Here is a 17,090-nt window from a genome sequence, read left to right as displayed (position 1 = left end):
AATGAAACTACATTTCATTTATATTGAAATTATCAACCATTTTACGATTGTTTTGTGATCTGCATCTAGGTAAATAAATTACCGTTACGTTATTATTGTTCTATATAGGAAACTAAAGTTTTATATATAGAACAGATATGAATATATTCCGACAACTCGAACACAGTAAAGCGCCGGCGGCAGTCCGCTTAGTGATGATTATTGACTATATCGCCAAACGTGACGAAGCCAGCTTCACTGAGATGTGTACTGACTTGTCTATACCCAAAAGCAGCGTACATCATCTACTGGAAGTGCTGGTGGTAGCGCAACTGTTGTGCCAGCGCGCCGACGGGCGTTATGTTTTGGGGATGAGACTGTTTGAACTGGGCGGTCTGGTAATAAAGAATATTGATCTGCGTAAAGATACGATTAACTTTATGCATGAGTTGGTCAAAGAGACGGAGTTGACTTGTCATCTTGGCATTCTTGACGGCGATAACGGTTTCTTCCTGAGCAAAGTGGAATCGCCCAAAGCCATTGTAAAAACATCCTGGGAAGGTAAGAAAATCATTTTTAACCGCATGTCTCTGGGAAAAGTGCTATTAGCCTGGTTACCGCAGGAAAGAATTGAATCGCTGGTTGCCGATTGTACTTTTGAGTATTTCACCCCTCGGACAATTACGAACAGAGAAGATTTCCTACAACACCTGAAAACGGTTAAAGAACAGGGCTGGGCAATAGACGACGGCGAAGATATAGAAGAAATCTGCTGTATGGCCGCCCCGATTTTTAACCAAGACGGTGAAGTCATCGCAGCCATCGGCGTTAACGGTATGCAATCGCAATATGCTAATGGGAAAAAAGAGAAGCATCTGGCAAGCCTGATTAAAGCCAGTAAAGCTATCACCGCTCATATTAACAGTCGGCATATTGATATTAGGTAATATATTATTCGTAAATAGCTATAGTGATTTTAATGATAATTAATTGAACCTTAAGAGGCCAACACCGACATAATTAATAAAGAAGAACATTTTTATTTATACCCGCCATACTTCAAGTCGTGTATGCGTTGACTGCGCTCGTCTATTCACAACTCGAATTATTCAGGATAGATAAATAATGCTTAATCATTTCGCATTAGCACGTTGATGCTATTGAAGAAATCGAAAATAGCAGTGCAAAAATCATCGTGAGTGATATGTCACAGCCTCATTACCTGTAAAAGCTCATTAAGCATTACGGGAAGGCTATCTATCACTAAAAATATATTACAAAGATCATAAACATCAAGATGATGATAAATATTAATTATCAACTTTATAATCAGGACGACCATCTTCAATAACCAATAAAACCAGATAATAACACCTTGGATTTTATTACCGTCTACTGACTATTTTATACAAAAAATCGACACCATAAATAATTCGAATTACCGGACAAAACGTTATCGTTTTGAACAACACACATGCAGCTTGAAGTATGACGGGTATATCTGCTTTCACTGAAGGCAGGTTGAATATATTTCTATTTTTTAAAATGAGAATTTTTATGAAAATCAAACAAGCCATTGATAAAATCCCTGGCGGATTAATGCTGGTTCCGCTCTTTTTGGGCGCATTCTGTAATACCTTTACGCCAGGGGCTGGGAAATTTTTAGGTTCTTTCAGCAACGGCCTTATTACGGGGACTATTCCTATTCTGGCAGTATGGTTTTTCTGCATGGGCGCGTCCATTGAACTTAAAGCGACAGGTACAATGTTGAGAAAATCAGGTGTCCTGGTAGCGACCAAAATCGCCACTGCCTGGGTTGTAGCGCTGATCGCTGGCGCATTCTTACCGGGGGATGGCATCCAAAATGGTTTGCTGGCTGGGATCTCCGTTCTTGCGCTAGTCGCGGCAATGGACATGACTAACGGCGGTTTGTACGCCGCATTGATGAACCAATACGGTTCAAAAGAAGAAGCGGGCGCCTTCGTGCTGATGTCGCTGGAATCCGGTCCGTTGATGACCATGGTCATTCTGGGCGCCAGCGGTATCGCCACCTTTGAACCTCAGTTATTTTTGGGCGCCGTCCTTCCTTTCGTGATTGGTTTTTTACTGGGCAACCTGGACCCAGACTTGAGAAAGCTGTTCGGTAATTCAGTCCAAACCCTGATTCCTTTCTTCGCTTTTGCGTTGGGCAACACCATTAATTTATCGGTGATCCTCCAAACTGGCTTCGCGGGTATTTTCCTCGGCGTATTGGTGATCGTTGTTACTGGTATCCCATTGATTATAGCGGATAAGTTTATTGGCGGCGGTAATGGAACCGCGGGCGTGGCCGCATCCAGCAGCGCGGGCGCCGCCGTCGCAACCCCCCTGCTGATCGCGAATATGGCTCCGGAATTCGCACCGGTCGCTCAACAGGCGACAGCGTTAGTCGCCACCAGTGTCATCGTGACTTCAATATTGGTGCCCATCATTACGGCATTATGGGCAAAACGCTTTTCACCTCAAAACGCATAAAAAGGTTACAAAATGGACGTACGACAAAGTGTACACAGTGAACATGCGAAAACGCTTGATACAACCGATCTGAGAAAGAAATTTCTCATTGAGAAGATATTTACGCCAAACCAATACACTATGACTTACAGCCATATCGATCGTATTGTTGTGGGCGGGATCATGCCGGTGGATGCCGAGATAACGTTTGATGACGGCATCGGCAAACAATTTGGCGTGAACTATTTTCTTGAGCGGCGCGAACTGGGGCTTATCAATATCGGCGGCCCGGCAAAAATCGTTATCGACGGCACACGCTACCAGATTGGCAATGAGGAAGCGCTCTATGTCGGAAAAGGAGCCAAAGCCTTAGCATTTAGTAGCCTGGACAAGGCTAAACCGGCAAAACTGTATTATAACAGCGCCCCCGCGCATGCCGTTTACCCGACACGCATCATTACACAGAATGATGCGATCAAAGCACCGTTGGGAGATATCAAGACCTGCAACAAACGGACTATTTGCAAATATCTGGTGCCGGAAGTGGTGGAAACCTGCCAACTGAGCATGGGGTTAACGCGTCTGGCGGAAGGCAGCAACTGGAATTCAATGCCGACGCATACTCATGAACGCCGAATGGAAGTTTACTTCTATTTTGACATGAAGGAAGACACCATTATTTTCCATATGATGGGTGAGCCACATGAAACACGTCATCTGGTGATGCATAACGAACAGGCGGTGATCTCCCCCAGTTGGTCGATTCACACCGGCGTCGGCACACAAAACTATGCCTTTATTTGGGGCATGATCGGCGAAAATCTGACGTTTGACGATATGGATCATATCGCGATGCTGGATTTACGCTAATCCCCTCTGGCGTTATGCCGATAGCGTAAGATGCAGCAAGGTGAACTACGTTCGCTTCAGACTGTTGACACAGTCAGATATTAGGGGAAACACGGTGATGAGGTTCCCGTAGGGATGCCTCGCGCTCACTACGATGGGTTTGTCATTAACCTCAAGCGGGGTTACCCCCGCTTGAGCGTATTTCACGCTATTCATATGAGGAAATTATTTCTGATCCTGCGGTTTTACCGCCAGGGCATCCACAATCACTCGGAACAGACCCGTGTTTTCCATATAACCGCGGATCCGTTCGGCTCCCGGCCCGCTGGCCTGAATCACCATATCGTCCACGGAATGCACGCCGCCATCGGAAGCGCGTGGCAGGTTGCCTTCGCGAAACACGGCGCCCGGTACGCTTTCATAGGCTTTGTTCGCCACATACTCTTTTTTGTCATTCTCAACGGCTGGCACAAAGGTGCCTGCCAGTTTAGGCCGGAAAGTTTCGTAGTAGTCAGGGAAATTATTGAAGAACACCGCCAGACGTTTGGAAACATTCACATCGTCCGGGTAGCCATCTTTATTGGCATCCTGATAATTCGGGAAGCCCGCCTCTTCATACACGCCCACCTTCTCACGCATGTCGGCGCCCGGTTTATTGTCATCCACCGTGCCGATAATGGAGATACCGTGCGTATGGTCGCCCGTTACGATGATCATGGTGTCCGGGTTTTTCTCGGCAAACTTCTGCGCCAGCGCCACCGACTGATCGAGCATGATGGTGTTATAGAACGCTCGCTCCCAGTCCAACGGATGCGACGCTTTGTCGATCAGCGCCGATTCCACCATCAGGAAGAAGCCGTCTTTATTTTTAGACAGCACGTCCAACGCCGCCTGCGTCATTTCGGTCAGATCCGGTTGATTGGGGAATTTTTTGGTGACGTCGTTTTTCAGAAAACGGCGATCCAGTACCCCGTCCATATTGCCGCTATGAAACAGCCCCAGCAGTTTGGTGGCCTGCGCCGCATTTTTCTTCAGGGTATCGGCATCGGTTGCCAGCGTATAACCCGCCTGCTGGAATTTTTCGAGGTAGTTGGTTTCGTCTTTACGCTTGGAACCCGGCGCGCTCTTGGGCAGGAAATAGGCCGAACCGCCCCCCAGGATCACGCTGGGTTGCACGTTATAAAACATGCCGACGATCTCAGATTTGTCCGCCCGACGACGGGTATGGGATACCACCGCAGCTGGCGTCGCATCTTCAATCTCGGCGTCGCTGACCACACCGACGGACATCTTCGTTGAACGGCTAATCAACTCGCCCAGCGTCTCCTGCTTCGGGTGCTCCAGCGAGTTTTTACTCCGGCTGACGTAAACACCCAGCGCGTTCACGCCGGACTTATGCCCTGTCATGTAGGCGCTCATGGTATTGGCGCTGTCGGCGGCAATGGAATCAGTACTGGATGTACCGGCGAACGCCATGTATTGCAGATCGTCAATCGCCAGACGCCCGTCGGCTTTCCCTTCGGTAACACCTTTGGACAGAATGCGCGCTCCGGTACGGTGAACCACCGACAGACCATCACCGATAAACAGAATCACGTTTTTGGCTTTGCGCGTTTCCGGCGTTTGGTAAACGTCCCAGGTCACCTGTGTTTTTTTGCCTCTGGCCTGCGCCTCTACCACATATTTTCCGGCGGCAGACAACTGCACATCCCGTAGCCACACCGTCGAGGCATTCGCGCCGTCTTCACGTTCAACAAAGGTGGCCGGTTTTCCCAGCACTTGCTGATAATCCTTACCATTTATCAGAATGCGAATATCTTCCGGTTTGAGAACTTCATCAAACTCAACTTTAAAATCGAATTTGCCACCCGCCAGCATGGTGGCGCGGTCGATAGGATAAATGGCCTGTGCCTGCGCCATTCCCGGCAGGGCGGCGGCAAACAGCAAAGGCAGTAACCAGCGAGCTTTCATCGTGATGTCCTTGATTGCAAAATTAGCAGGACATAACGTAGTTATTTTTTCTTACAGTTTGATGAATTGCCGCATCATTTCTTCCGGGCGGCTAATCCACTTTCTCTTTTAACGGAAAACGCCGACGCACCACGACGAAAAACAGCGGGACAAAAAAGATGGCGAGGAATGTCGCGGATACCATGCCGCCGATCACGCCAGTGCCAACCGCGTGTTGACTGGCTGATCCCGCGCCGCCGCTGGTCGCCATCGGCAATACGCCAAAAATAAACGCCAGCGACGTCATCAGTATTGGCCGTAATCGCTGACGGGAAGCCTCCAGCGTCGCCTCCACCAGATCCTTACCTTTTTGGTTCATCTCATTAGCAAATTCCACAATCAGAATGGCGTTCTTCGCCGAAAGCCCGACCACCGTCAACAGCCCCACCTGAAAATAGACATCGTTTTCCAGCCCCCGCGCCCAGGTTGCGACCAGCGCGCCCAGCACTCCCAGCGGCACGACCAGCATCACCGAAAAAGGCACGGTCCAGCTTTCATACAGCGCGGCCAGACACAGGAACACCGCCAGCAACGAAATGACATATAATGCCGGCGCTTGCGCCCCGGTCAGCCGCTCCTGAAAGGACATCCCCGTCCACTGCAACCCGATGCCCGGCGGCAGCCTGGCCACCAGTGATTCCATCAGATTCATGGCCGTACCCGTACTGACGCCCGGCGCGGCTTCCCCGACAATCTCCAGCGAAGCGTAGCCATTATAACGTTCCAGACGCGGGGAACCCGTCTCCCACGCCGTTTGCGCAAACGCGCTGAAAGGCACCATACCGCCATCGTTGTTGCGCACGTACCAGCGGTTGATATCATCCGGCAACATGCGGTACTTCGCCGCGGCCTGCACATAGACCTTCTTCACCCGCCCACGATCAAGGAAATCATTCACATAGGTGGAACCCCAGCCGGTTTTCAGCGTGTTGTTGATATCGTCAATCGAAACGCCTAACGCCTGCGCCTTACGTTGATCAATCTGGATCCGTAACTGCGCGTTATCATCCAGACCGTTATGGCGTACCCGCGTCAGATCGGGATTGTCCCCGGCCATCGCCAGCAACTGATTGCGTATCTGCATAAACTGTTCATGCCCCATCCCGGCATGGTCCTGTAGCTGCATGGCGAATCCCGCCGCGCTGCCCAACCCGTTGATGGACGGCGGACTGGTGGCGAACACGCGCGCTTCGTTGATGTCGCTAAAAGCTTTCGTCGCCCGTTCGATAATGGCAAAAGAACTGTTTTCAGCAGCAGCGCGCGCGCTCCAATCCTTAAGCCGCACAAACAGTCGGGCCACATTCTGCCCGTTGCCGCCTGGCCCCGCGCCGATAATGGAAAAGACCGATGTCACGTTATCTTTTTCCTGGGTGAGATAATACTGTTCGACCTTGTTGACCACCCGCAATGTCTGCTGCTGGGTCGCGCCCGGCGGCAGTTGTACCTGGGTGGAAAAAACGCCCCGATCCTCCTGCGGCAGAAAAGAGGTCGGCAGTTTAAGGAACAGGAAAGCCATGATGCCGATAATACCCAGATAAAGCAGCAGCCAGCGCCCGCTGTTCAGCAGAATTTTACCTACGCCGCGTTCATAGCGCAGCGAATGATGGGTGAAATAGCGGTTAAACCAGCCAAAAAATCCCTTGCGTCCATGATGCTGCCCTTTGGCAAGCGGCTTGAGCAGCGTGGCGCACAGCGCGGGCGTCAGGATCATCGCCACCAGCACCGACAGGATCATGGCGGTGACGATGGTAATGGAGAACTGGCGATAGATTGCACCGGTGGTGCCGCCAAAAAACGCCATCGGCACAAACACCGCCGACAGCACCAGCGCAATCCCCACCAACGCGCCTTGCACCTGCACCATCGATTTACGTGTGGCGTCTCTTGGCGACAGCCCTTCCTCACTCATTACCCGCTCGACGTTTTCCACCACCACGATGGCATCATCCACCAGCAAACCGATCGCCAGCACCATTGCAAACATGGTCAGGGTATTCAGGCTGAAGCCAAAAGCGTAAAGCACGGCAAATGTACCGAGCAACACCACCGGCACCGCGATAGTCGGGATCAGCGTGGCGCGAAAATTTTGCAGGAACAGATACATCACCAGAAAAACCAGCACAATCGCTTCGAGCAGCGTTTTTACCACATCGGTAATCGAGGCTTTGACAAAGGGTGAGGTTTCAAAGGCGACTCTGGCCTCCAGCCCACGTGGAAAATACGGCGCCAGTTCCGCGATACGCTCTCGGACGCGTTTATCGGTTTCCAGTTCATTGGCGCCGGAGGCCAGCTTAACTCCCAGCCCGGAGGCAGCCTGACCGTTATAGCGAGTCAGGAAATCATAACGCTCCGCACCCAACTCCACGGTGGCGATATCGCCCAATGACACAGCGGAACCCTCTGGATTCACACGCAGAGTGATATCGCGGAACTGCTGCGGCGTCTGGAGCAGCGACTGGGCGTTGATAGCGGCATTAAGCGCCTGATCATCCACCGATGGCACGCCGCCCACCTGTCCTACCGAAACCTGGCTGTTCTGTGATTCGATGGCGTTCACCACATCTTCCGTGGTCAGCGCGTAATCCACCAGTTTGAGCGGATCAAGCCAGATGCGCATCGCATACTGCGAGCCATAGGCATCCACTTCCCCCACGCCGCTGATGCGGCTGATGGGCTCCTGAATATTGGTGGCGACGTAATCGGCGATATCCTGTCTTTCCATGCTGCCGTCGGTAGATACAAACGCAATCATCAGAATATTGGTATCGCCGGTCTTACTGACCGTCACCCCTTGCTGCTGCACATCCTGCGGCAGTTTACGAATGGCGGACTGAAGCTGGTTTTGCACCTGTTGCCGGGCTTCATCAGGATCAGTGCCCGCCTCAAACGTCAACGTGACTCTGACCTGCCCGGTGCCGCTGCTGTCGGAAGCCATGTACATCAGGTTATCCAGACCGGTCATACTCTGCTCGATAACCTGCGTAACGGTATTTTCCAGCGTCTGCGCCGACGCCCCCGGATAGTTGGCGGTGATACGCACGCTGGGTGGCGCGAGATCGGGATATTGTTCCAGCGGCAACGATTTAATCGCCAGTATTCCGCACAGGCTGAGAAGAATAGCCAACACCCAGGCAAAAATCGGGCGGTCGATAAAAAAACTCGCCATCGCTTACAGACTCCTCAGCCATATTCCGAAGTGGTGAATCTATGAACAATCTACATAGGGTATCGGCAGGTCAACCCCTTGCCACAGGGCGCTAACTCACCTTACCTGTCAGAGCGGTCGAAATCGTGGAGAAATTGAGGAGAAAATGTAAATTATCGTCGTTTACAGGTCGGCGAATGCCATTATCGCCTCAACAACCGCCGCCGGGTGAGAAATAAACGGAGCATGCGCCGCTTTGGGGATCACTAACGATGACGAGTCAGGCCACCGTTCATCCAGCAACCCGGCCACCTTACGCGGCACCAATCCATCCAGCGCGCCATACAGCCGCAGGAAAGGCAGCGTCAGCGAAGCCAGAGGTTGACGCAAGTCCGCCTGACGCAAAATAGCCAGACCGCCATTCAGCACCTCGACCGGCGGCATAGGTTGCTCCAACACTACGTTTTTCAATAAACGGACATCTTGCCGCGCGCTCGCCGTTCCCAACGTTTGCAACGCCAGAAAGCGCTCAACCGTACGCTGAAAATCATCGCGGAGTTGCTGCTGAAATCCATGCAGCACCTCCGGCTTGATGCCCGGCCAGTCATTCTGGGCGCGGAAACAAGGGGAAGAGGCCAGCGTAATCAGTCCCTTTACCCGCTGCGGCGCACTTAACGCCACCTGACTGGCAACCAGCCCGCCGAGTGACCATCCCAGCCAGATAGCGCGCGCCGGCGCCTGCCTCAGAACCATGTCCGCCATCGCTGCCAGCGACACAGGACCAAACCCCTGACTTCTGCCATAACCAGGCAAGTCCACCAGATGCAGACGAAAATGCGACGCCAGCCGCGATGAAATGCCATGCCATACCCCAGCATTCAGCCCCCAGCCGTGCAACAGCACAAGTTCCGTTTTTCCTGTGCCTTCCGTGTGCCAATACAACGTTGCCATCGGTTATCTTCCTGCTTTCGTCATACATGCTTGTTCATTTGAGGGAAAACGCTATGTTAACCATCGCCGCCCACTGCTGGCTATGCCGATTGCCGCTTTATCATAGCCAACAGGGTATTTGCTCATCTTGTCAGCGTCATTTACCGCCCCGGCCCCGCTGCTGTCCGCGCTGCGGTTTATCCACCAGCGATCCAACCCGGCAATGTGGCCGTTGCGTGCAACATCCCCCGCCGTGGCAATCGATAATTTTTGTCAGCGATTACCGTGCGCCCTTCAATATCCTACTGAAATTGTTTAAGTTTCATGGAAAAACGGAGCTGGCCACCGTCCTGGCGCGCCAGATTTTATTCGCCTGGCTGAGCGCCTATCGGGAGTACGCGCTGCGGGAAACCGGGCCGCAATGTCGTCCCGATGTTCTGTTTACCGTTCCATTACACAAACAGCGTCAGTGGCGGCGGGGTTTCAACCAGACCGAACGGTTAGCGCGTCCGCTGGCGCATTGGCTTGGCTGTGAATATTCGCCGCGGGCGATCCATCGTCTGCGTCAAACCCGCATTCAACAAACACTCAGCGCCAGCGCCCGCCGTAAAAATCTTGCCGGCGCGTTTGTCTGCCCGGCATCACTGGCAGGCAGGACGGTCGCGTTGCTGGACGATGTAGTCACCACCGGCTGCACCGCCGCGGAAATCAGCCGTCTGCTGCTGGCGCGCGGCGCAGTCAGCGTTCAGGTATGGTGTTTGTGCCGAACCTTGTAGTTCAGGGGAGGATGGGCGTATTATAACCGATAAGTGCAGTCAACTATCGAGTTTACCCTTATGATCCGTATTACTGACGCTGCTCAGGAACACTTTCTGAAACTGTTGGCAAAACAGGAAGAAGGCACGCAAATTCGTGTTTTCGTCATCAATCCCGGCACGCCAAACGCAGAGTGCGGGGTTTCCTACTGTCCGCCGGACGCCGTGGAAGCCAGCGACACCGAACTGAAGTTTGAGAAAATTTCCGCCTATGTGGATGAACTCAGCGCCCCTTATCTGGAAGACGCTGAAATCGACTTCGTTACCGACCAGTTGGGCTCTCAACTGACGCTGAAAGCGCCGAACGCCAAAATGCGTAAAGTGGATGACGACGCGCCGCTGATAGAGCGCGTAGAATACGTACTGCAATCACAAATCAATCCGCAGTTGGCTGGTCACGGCGGTAAAGTCACGCTGATGGAAATTACCGACGATGGTCTGGCGATCCTGCAATTTGGCGGCGGCTGTAACGGTTGTTCCATGGTTGACTACACGCTGAAAGAAGGCATTGAGAAAGAATTGCTGCAAAAATTCCCTGAACTGAAAGGCGTGCGCGACCTCACTGAGCATCAACGCGGCGAACATTCCTACTACTGATTGCTGCCCGCCTGTTGATTTCCCGCCAGCATCCCAGATCTGGGATGCTGGTCAAATGCGCTCACTTCACCGGCGCCCCGCGCCGTAAATCAATATCGCGGATCAACCGTTCCAGATAACAATCGGAAAAGATGGATTCCAACGTGCGCGTCAGCTTTCGTCGCCAGTTGGGATATTCCCGGCTGGTGCCGGGGACATTGACCGGCGTCGCCATATCCAGCCAGTCTTCCAGTTGAAAACCCACCAGCGCACTGGCGCTATCGGCGAGGTAACGCTGAACCCCACGGTTAAGCGGAGCGCCCATGGTCGTCAACGCCGAATTTCGCCCCACCCGCTGCGGCAGCAGGCCGTGCTGATGCAGCGCATTCAATAACCCTTGTTTGGCTTTTTCACGCTGTTGGATCTGCTGTTGCAATAATCCCGGATTCGGGTACAGCCCCAGATCCTTGCCCAGCGATAAATCCACCGCCTGCCAGTAACCGCGCAGCGTAGGCAGATCATGCGTGGTGATGGTGGCCATCGCCTGACGCGGGTAATCCGCGGGCGGGCGGAAGGCGTTTTTGTCATCCTTTTCAAAAAACAGCACTTTGTAGGAATACACCCCGAAGTCCTGCAATTTGCTGACAATTTCTCGCGGCACCGTCCCCAAATCCTCGCCAATCACCAAACAGCGGTGCCGCTGACTCTCCAGCGCCAGCACAGCCAACAGTTCATCCACCGGATAATGGACATACGCCCCGTTCACCGCCGATTCCGCTTCAGGTATCCACCACAACCGCAGCAGCGCCATCACATGATCGATACGCAACGCGCCGCAATGCGCCATATTGCTGCGCAACACATCAATAAAAGGCTGATAGCCGCGCATGCGCAGCATAGAGGGATTCATCGGCGCCAGTTGCCAGTTTTGTCCCTGCGGCCCCAGCGGATCCGGCGGCGCGCCGATGGAGGCGTCCAGACAGTACAGTTGGCGCTCATCCCAGGTTTCCGCACCGCCGCGCGCCACGCCGACGGCCAAATCACGATACAGGCCGATGGGCAGACCAAGCTGTTTACTGTGAGCAAAGCACTCCGCCAACTGCTCGTAAGCCAGCCACTGCAACCAACAATAAAACGTGATCTCGTCAGCCTGTTCGTGACGAAACGCCTTCACCGCTTCGCCATGCACATCATGATAGCGGGCGGGCCACTGATGCCAGTCGGCATAATTCTCGCCCTGACGTTTCAGGTAAGCCTGCAATGCATCAAACGTGGCCTGCAATTGCAAACTTTGTCCCCCGTTGAACACAAACTGACGGAATGCGTTGATGCGCGGGTCCAGTGAACTGCGATGATTAAAATAACGGAAGGCCAGCCGCAACGCCGTAAGTTTCAGCGCCATTACTGGTTCATAGTTGACCCAGCGCTCGGCACGCAGCGTCGTTACCGCATGCTGCGTATCGTCGCGCAGCCACCATTGTTGTGCCTCCGCGCTCTGCTGAAAATCGTCCACCCGGTTGACATCAATGTAAATTACGTTCAGCCAGTGACGGGAAGAGGGGCTGTAAGGGCTTGCGGCGTCAGGATTGGCCGGATACAAGGAGTGCAGCGGATTGAGTCCGATAAACACACCACCGCGGCGGGCTATCTGCTCGACCAACTGGCGCAAATCGCCAAAATCACCCACGCCCCAATTATTTTGTGAACGCAAGGTGTAAAGCTGGACGGTAACGCCCCACCAGCGCTTACCCTGCAAGATGGCATCCGGTTCATAGCAACGCGGCGGCGCGACAATAATGCGGCACGACCAACGCCGATCAGCCTGAGTCAAGGTCAGATGGTGATAGCCCAGCGGCAGAGCGGAAGGAAGCGTCAGCACCATGCCGCCGGTCATCTGCCCCTGAACCTGTCCGCCGTTTTCATACACCAGCGTCCAGGCAAATTCGCCGCTGCCAGTCAGCGTAATGGTCGCATCCCGTCCCTGAAGAAATACTTTCACCGGAGGCAAGGGCGCGTCTTCACTCCCCGACGCATCCATCATCGCCAGAAGCTTATCCCTGATCGATGCCTCGACAAGCTGTTCCTTGCCGTAAGCATCGGTATATTTTTCTGCAATACCTGTCTGCTGGATTGCCGCTTTATCCACCTTGAACGCCCTCTCCTTTTGCTTAACGTCGCACTTGCCAAATGCGTTTCTGGTAGTCACGAATTGCCCTGTCCGAACTGAACATTCCCATTCTGGCGGTGTTCAGCACGCAACGCCGCGTCCACTCATCCGGTTCACGGTAACGCGCATCCACGTCCTGCTGCACCTGGCAATACGGCGCAAAATCAGCCATTAACATATAGGGATCGCCCGCCTTCAGCAGACTATTCAATAGTGGAGCAAATGCTTGCTTATCTCCTTGACTAAAAGCGCCGCTGGCCAGTTCAGCCAATATTTCACCCAACAGCGGCGTTTTCGCCACGTAGTCCGATGGCGCATAGCCTTTGGCCCACATGGTTTTTATCTGCTCCACCGTATGACCGAAGATGAACATATTCTCCGCGCCGACCTGCTGCGCCATTTCAATGTTGGCGCCATCCAGCGTTCCTACCGTCAGCGCGCCATTCAGCGCCAGTTTCATATTGCCTGTACCGGACGCTTCTTTACCCGCCGTCGAAATTTGCTCAGACACATCAGTGGCCGGGATCATACGTTCGGCCAGCGACACGCGGTAATCGGGAAGAAATACCACCTTAAGGCGCTCATGGCAGCGGCGGTCATGATTAATTTTTTCCGCAACCAGGTTGATGGCATAAATAATATTCTTTGCCAGCACATACCCCGGCGCGGCTTTCGCGCCAAACAGAAAGACGCGCGGAACTATATCCAGATGCGGGTTATCGCGCAATTGACGATACAGCGCAAGAATATGCAATAAGTTCAAGTGCTGGCGCTTATATTCGTGCAGCCGCTTAATCTGCACGTCAAATAGCGCGTTCGGATCGAGCATGACGCCATAATGTTGTTTGAGATGAGCGGCCAGCCGCGCCTTGTTGTCGTATTTGATCTGCCGGTAACGTTCAAGGAATCCGGTATCCCGCGCATAAGGCTCCAGCCCCTGCAAGACCGGCAACTCATTGATCCACTCCTTCTGCAACGTCTCGTCAATCAGCGCTGACAGCGCCGGATTACACTGCTTCAACCAGCGTCGCGGCGTAATGCCGTTGGTGACGTTATGGAATTTTTTCGGCCACAGGTGGTGATATTCCGGGAACAGGTCTTTTACCACCAGTTCGGAGTGCAACGCCGCCACGCCATTAACCGCAAAGCAACTCACCACACACAGATTAGCCATGCGGATTTGCCGCTGATGACGAATGGCGACTTTCGCCCAGACCTGCCTGTCGCCCGGCCACACCGCGTCCACCTGCGTTTTAAACCATGCATCAATTTGCCGGATAAGGGAGAGATGGCGAGGCAGCAGCCGACCAAACAGGCGCTCATCCCATCGCTCCAGCGCCTCCGGCATCAGCGTATGATTGGTATAGGCAAAAGTACGTCCGGTTATCGACCAGGCTTGATCCCAACTCAGCCGGTGTTCGTCCAACAGCAAACGCATCAACTCAGGAATAGCCAGTGTCGGATGGGTGTCGTTAAGTTGAATTACCTCGTAATCTGGCAGTTCGGACAACCCTCGACCCGCGTCCAGATGTCGGCGCAAAATATCGGCCACCGAACAGGCGCATTGAAAATATTGCTGCATCAGCCGTAAGCGTTTACCCGCCGTATGGTTATCATTCGGATACAGCACTTTAGTCAGGCTGGCGGCCATAATACCGGCCTGCGCCGCTTTGAGGTAGCGCCCTTCGTTGAACAACGTCAGGTCAAACGGGTGAGGATGGGTGGCCCGCCACAGGCGCAACGGCTGGATGACGCTATTGCGATAGCCAATCACCGGTAAATCGCAAGCCTCACCGCGAAAAACGACCTCAGGCAGCCATGATTTGCCGCCGTCGTCGTGCTCTTGCAGTTTGCCGCCAAAGCCGACATCCACAGCCAGTCCGGGCCGCTGGAAGAACCACGGATAATCATCACGCTGCCAGTCATCCGGCGTTTCCTGCTGTTGCCCTTGCGAGAAATGCTGACGGAACAGCCCGTACTGATAATTCAGGCCATAGCCCGTGGCAGCCTGCCCGACTGTCGCCATAGAATCCAGAAAGCAGGCGGCCAACCGTCCCAGGCCGCCGTTGCCCAGACCGGGATCGCTCTCCTGCTCCAATACGTCGCTCAGGCTAATCCCCTGCTCGGCCAGTACCGTGGCGGCATCATCGTACCAGCCTAGATTCAGCAGATTATTGCCCGTCAGACGACCGGGGAGAAACTCCATCGACAGGTAATTGACATGGCGCGAAGCGGTGTGCTGCGCCGGGGCAGTGGGCGGCGCGGCCAGTTGTTCAGCCAGCGCCGCGCTGACGGCGCGCCAGCGCTGTTCCGGTGTCAGCAAAGTAAGGGAAGCGACCCCGAAATATTGCCGCTGGCGCAGTAAGGCGGCGGCAAATTGGGATGTGTTGAATGAAAAAGCGTGTGTGGATGAATATGATGACATGATGCCTCCCCCTGTCGTCCGTCACGGAAAAAGGCACGTCTGGCTCAACACAACTCCAACTGCACCTTATGTTGTTCGATAATTTTTTGCACACTCGGCGGTGGTAGTTGATCGGTAAAAAGATAGTCGATCAAATCCATATTGCCCAGATTTACCATCGCATTGCGACCAAACTTGGAATGGTCCGTCACCAACATGACACAGCGCGAGTTCTCAATAATCGCACGCTTGGTTCGCACTTCATGGTAGTCAAATTCCAGCAACGAACCATCCATGTCAATGCCGCTGATACCCAAGATACCGAAATCCAGTCGAAACTGAGAGATAAAATCCAATGTCGCTTCGCCCATGATGCCGCCATCACGGGTACGCACTTCACCGCCCGCCAGGATCAGACGGAAATCCTCTTTTGACGTCAGCAACGTCGCCACATTCAGGTTATTGGTGACCACTCGCAGCCCCTTATGCTGCATCAACGCATAGGCCACCGCTTCCGGCGTGGTGCCGATATCAATGAACAACGTGGCGCCATCCGGGATCTGGCTCGCCACCCGGCGGGCGATACGGGCCTTTTCATCGGACCACATCATTTTACGGTCATGATAGGCGGTATTCACCGAACTTGATGGCAACGCCGCCCCGCCGTGGTGACGGTGGATTTTATTCTGCTCCGCCAAATCGTTGAGATCACGACGAATCGTTTGTGGACTGACCGCAAAATGTTCAACCAGTTCTTCGGTGCTGACATAGCCTTGACGACGCACCAATTCGATAATGGCGTCATGCCGTTGTGTTTGCTTCACGTTCATCCCCTAACATGTCCCGATTTACCGGGAGTTGGTTTTATTAGACGTATCCCAGAAGGCCATCAATAACCCGATCACCAACCCCGTCACGTGGGCCGCGTTAGCTATCGACATGCCTAAAATATCGAAATATCCGGCGATCAGCCACAGCAACGCAAACGCCATCAGGCTGCGCGGCATGGATAAATAACCATCAGGCTCTCTCTCTCCCCGCAGCCAGACATACCCCATCAGCGCATACACCACGCCGGACAATCCGCCAAAGTAGATGCCGCTGAACCGTGACTGCACCCAACCGCTGACCAGCGCGGCAATGAGGGTGATCATCAGTAACTTACGGGCGCCTAACACTTTTTCCACCGGCCCGCCCAGATACCACCACCACATCAGATTGAATAAAATATGCAAAACGGAAAAATGCAACAAGGCATGACTGAACCAACGCCAGAGTTGCCATTCCTGTCCGGCGTCCGGGTAAGCGAGCAGCGTCATCACGCTCTCATAGCCCGCCAGCTTCATCAGTACGAAAACCGCAATCGACGCGATCATGATCAACAGCGTCAGCGGCCCCGCCTGCTGTTTAAGGGTTTGCAGATAAGAAAACGATCGGTACTGAATACCGGCATCGGTCGAGCCGGTCTGCCAGCTTGCCGCCTGATAGCGGGGATTGGACGGATCATGCAGAAAAATCTCCAGCGCCGCCTGTACTTGCGTTAGTTGCGCATCGTCTGCCAGCCACAGTTCAGCTTCCTGTCCCGTGGTTCGCATTTCCAGGCTGACGTGCTGCGTATGCATGTAATCCACGAAAGCCTGAGCCAGACGTGGGTTGGATAGCGCGATAACTCGAATTGCCATAGTTTGCTTTATCAGAGTTTCATGGGCGGATTGTGCGTAA

Annotated in this window: 12 protein-coding genes; 5 read left to right on the top strand and 7 right to left on the bottom strand. The window is 53.4% G+C overall.

The genetic code is table 11. The annotated features are described in order from the left end of the window. Positions 1-137: 137 nt before the first annotated feature. The 3 genes from NC856_RS10120 (at position 138) to kduI (ending at position 3,342) form a co-directional block, all read left to right on the top strand. On the top strand, positions 138-926 hold the full coding sequence (locus NC856_RS10120; protein WP_264090311.1) for an IclR family transcriptional regulator: 789 nt from the start codon (positions 138-140) through the stop codon (positions 924-926). A 610-nt stretch (positions 927-1,536) separates the two neighbouring features. Next, positions 1,537-2,493 carry a 2-keto-3-deoxygluconate transporter gene (gene kdgT, locus NC856_RS10115; protein ID WP_264090310.1) on the top strand — a complete coding sequence of 319 codons (957 nt, stop codon included), beginning with the start codon at positions 1,537-1,539 and terminating at the stop codon, positions 2,491-2,493. A 12-nt stretch (positions 2,494-2,505) separates the two neighbouring features. Next, a complete protein-coding gene (kduI, locus tag NC856_RS10110) occupies positions 2,506-3,342 on the top strand; it encodes a 5-dehydro-4-deoxy-D-glucuronate isomerase (RefSeq protein ID WP_264090309.1) in 837 nt (278 codons plus the stop codon). A 204-nt stretch (positions 3,343-3,546) separates the two neighbouring features. On the opposite strand, the gene NC856_RS10105 is transcribed toward kduI, so the two are convergent. The 3 genes from NC856_RS10105 to bioH form a co-directional block, all read right to left on the bottom strand. After that, entirely contained in the window at positions 3,547-5,292 is a 1,746-nt protein-coding gene (locus tag NC856_RS10105) for an alkaline phosphatase (protein WP_264090308.1), read from the bottom strand. 91 nt (positions 5,293-5,383) lie between these two features. After that, positions 5,384-8,497: a multidrug efflux RND transporter permease AcrD gene (gene acrD / locus NC856_RS10100; RefSeq protein ID WP_264090306.1), complete on the bottom strand. Its 3,114-nt coding sequence runs from the start codon at positions 8,495-8,497 to the stop codon at positions 5,384-5,386. 162 nt (positions 8,498-8,659) lie between these two features. Further along, complete coding sequence (bioH, locus tag NC856_RS10095) at positions 8,660-9,427, bottom strand: pimeloyl-ACP methyl ester esterase BioH (protein ID WP_264090305.1); 768 nt, start codon at positions 9,425-9,427, stop codon at positions 8,660-8,662. Positions 9,428-9,480: 53 nt separating this feature from the next. Here bioH and gntX point away from each other — a divergent pair, with 53 nt between their 5' ends. Together gntX and nfuA are read left to right on the top strand one after the other, a co-directional pair. After that, the gene (gntX, locus tag NC856_RS10090; protein ID WP_264090304.1) at positions 9,481-10,182 is read left to right on the top strand and encodes a DNA utilization protein GntX; all 702 of its coding nucleotides are present in this window, start codon (positions 9,481-9,483) and stop codon (positions 10,180-10,182) included. Between the two features lie 60 nt (positions 10,183-10,242). Beyond that, on the top strand, positions 10,243-10,818 hold the full coding sequence (nfuA, locus tag NC856_RS10085) for a Fe-S biogenesis protein NfuA (protein ID WP_264090303.1): 576 nt from the start codon (positions 10,243-10,245) through the stop codon (positions 10,816-10,818). A gap of 61 nt (positions 10,819-10,879) precedes the next feature. Here nfuA and malQ read toward each other — a convergent pair whose 3' ends face one another. The 4 genes from malQ to glpG are packed head-to-tail and all read right to left on the bottom strand — an operon-like array spanning position 10,880 to position 17,050. Then, a complete protein-coding gene (malQ, locus tag NC856_RS10080) occupies positions 10,880-12,943 on the bottom strand; it encodes a 4-alpha-glucanotransferase (RefSeq protein ID WP_264090302.1) in 2,064 nt (687 codons plus the stop codon). Between the two features lie 22 nt (positions 12,944-12,965). Next, positions 12,966-15,389, bottom strand: coding sequence for a maltodextrin phosphorylase (malP, locus tag NC856_RS10075; RefSeq protein ID WP_264090301.1), 2,424 nt, complete (start codon positions 15,387-15,389; stop codon positions 12,966-12,968). A gap of 44 nt (positions 15,390-15,433) precedes the next feature. Further along, positions 15,434-16,192, bottom strand: coding sequence for a DeoR/GlpR family transcriptional regulator (locus tag NC856_RS10070; RefSeq protein ID WP_264090300.1), 759 nt, complete (start codon positions 16,190-16,192; stop codon positions 15,434-15,436). Between the two features lie 24 nt (positions 16,193-16,216). Beyond that, positions 16,217-17,050, bottom strand: a complete 834-nt coding sequence (gene glpG / locus NC856_RS10065; RefSeq protein ID WP_264090299.1) for a rhomboid family intramembrane serine protease GlpG — start codon at positions 17,048-17,050, stop codon at positions 16,217-16,219. Between the last annotated feature and the right edge of the window lie 40 nt (positions 17,051-17,090).

It is taken from the genome of Brenneria izbisi, assembly GCF_025840185.1.
Taxonomy (GTDB): domain Bacteria; phylum Pseudomonadota; class Gammaproteobacteria; order Enterobacterales; family Enterobacteriaceae; genus Brenneria; species Brenneria izbisi.
Note: the sequence above shows the minus strand (reverse complement) of the source record. Positions and strands in the feature narration are given on the sequence as shown.

Bases quoted from the DNA above. Each gene is read 5' to 3' on its own strand.
- NC856_RS10120 (WP_264090311.1), top strand. From the start codon at position 138: ATGAATATATTCCGACAACTCGAACACAGTAAAGCGCCGGCGGCAGTC.
- acrD (WP_264090306.1), bottom strand. From the start codon at position 8,497: ATGGCGAGTTTTTTTATCGACCGCCCGATTTTTGCCTGGGTGTTGGCT.
- kduI (WP_264090309.1), top strand. From the start codon at position 2,506: ATGGACGTACGACAAAGTGTACACAGTGAACATGCGAAAACGCTTGAT.
- glpG (WP_264090299.1), bottom strand. From the start codon at position 17,050: ATGGCAATTCGAGTTATCGCGCTATCCAACCCACGTCTGGCTCAGGCT.
- NC856_RS10105 (WP_264090308.1), bottom strand. From the start codon at position 5,292: ATGAAAGCTCGCTGGTTACTGCCTTTGCTGTTTGCCGCCGCCCTGCCG.
- kdgT (WP_264090310.1), top strand. From the start codon at position 1,537: ATGAAAATCAAACAAGCCATTGATAAAATCCCTGGCGGATTAATGCTG.
- malP (WP_264090301.1), bottom strand. From the start codon at position 15,389: ATGTCATCATATTCATCCACACACGCTTTTTCATTCAACACATCCCAA.
- bioH (WP_264090305.1), bottom strand. From the start codon at position 9,427: ATGGCAACGTTGTATTGGCACACGGAAGGCACAGGAAAAACGGAACTT.
- gntX (WP_264090304.1), top strand. From the start codon at position 9,481: ATGTTAACCATCGCCGCCCACTGCTGGCTATGCCGATTGCCGCTTTAT.
- nfuA (WP_264090303.1), top strand. From the start codon at position 10,243: ATGATCCGTATTACTGACGCTGCTCAGGAACACTTTCTGAAACTGTTG.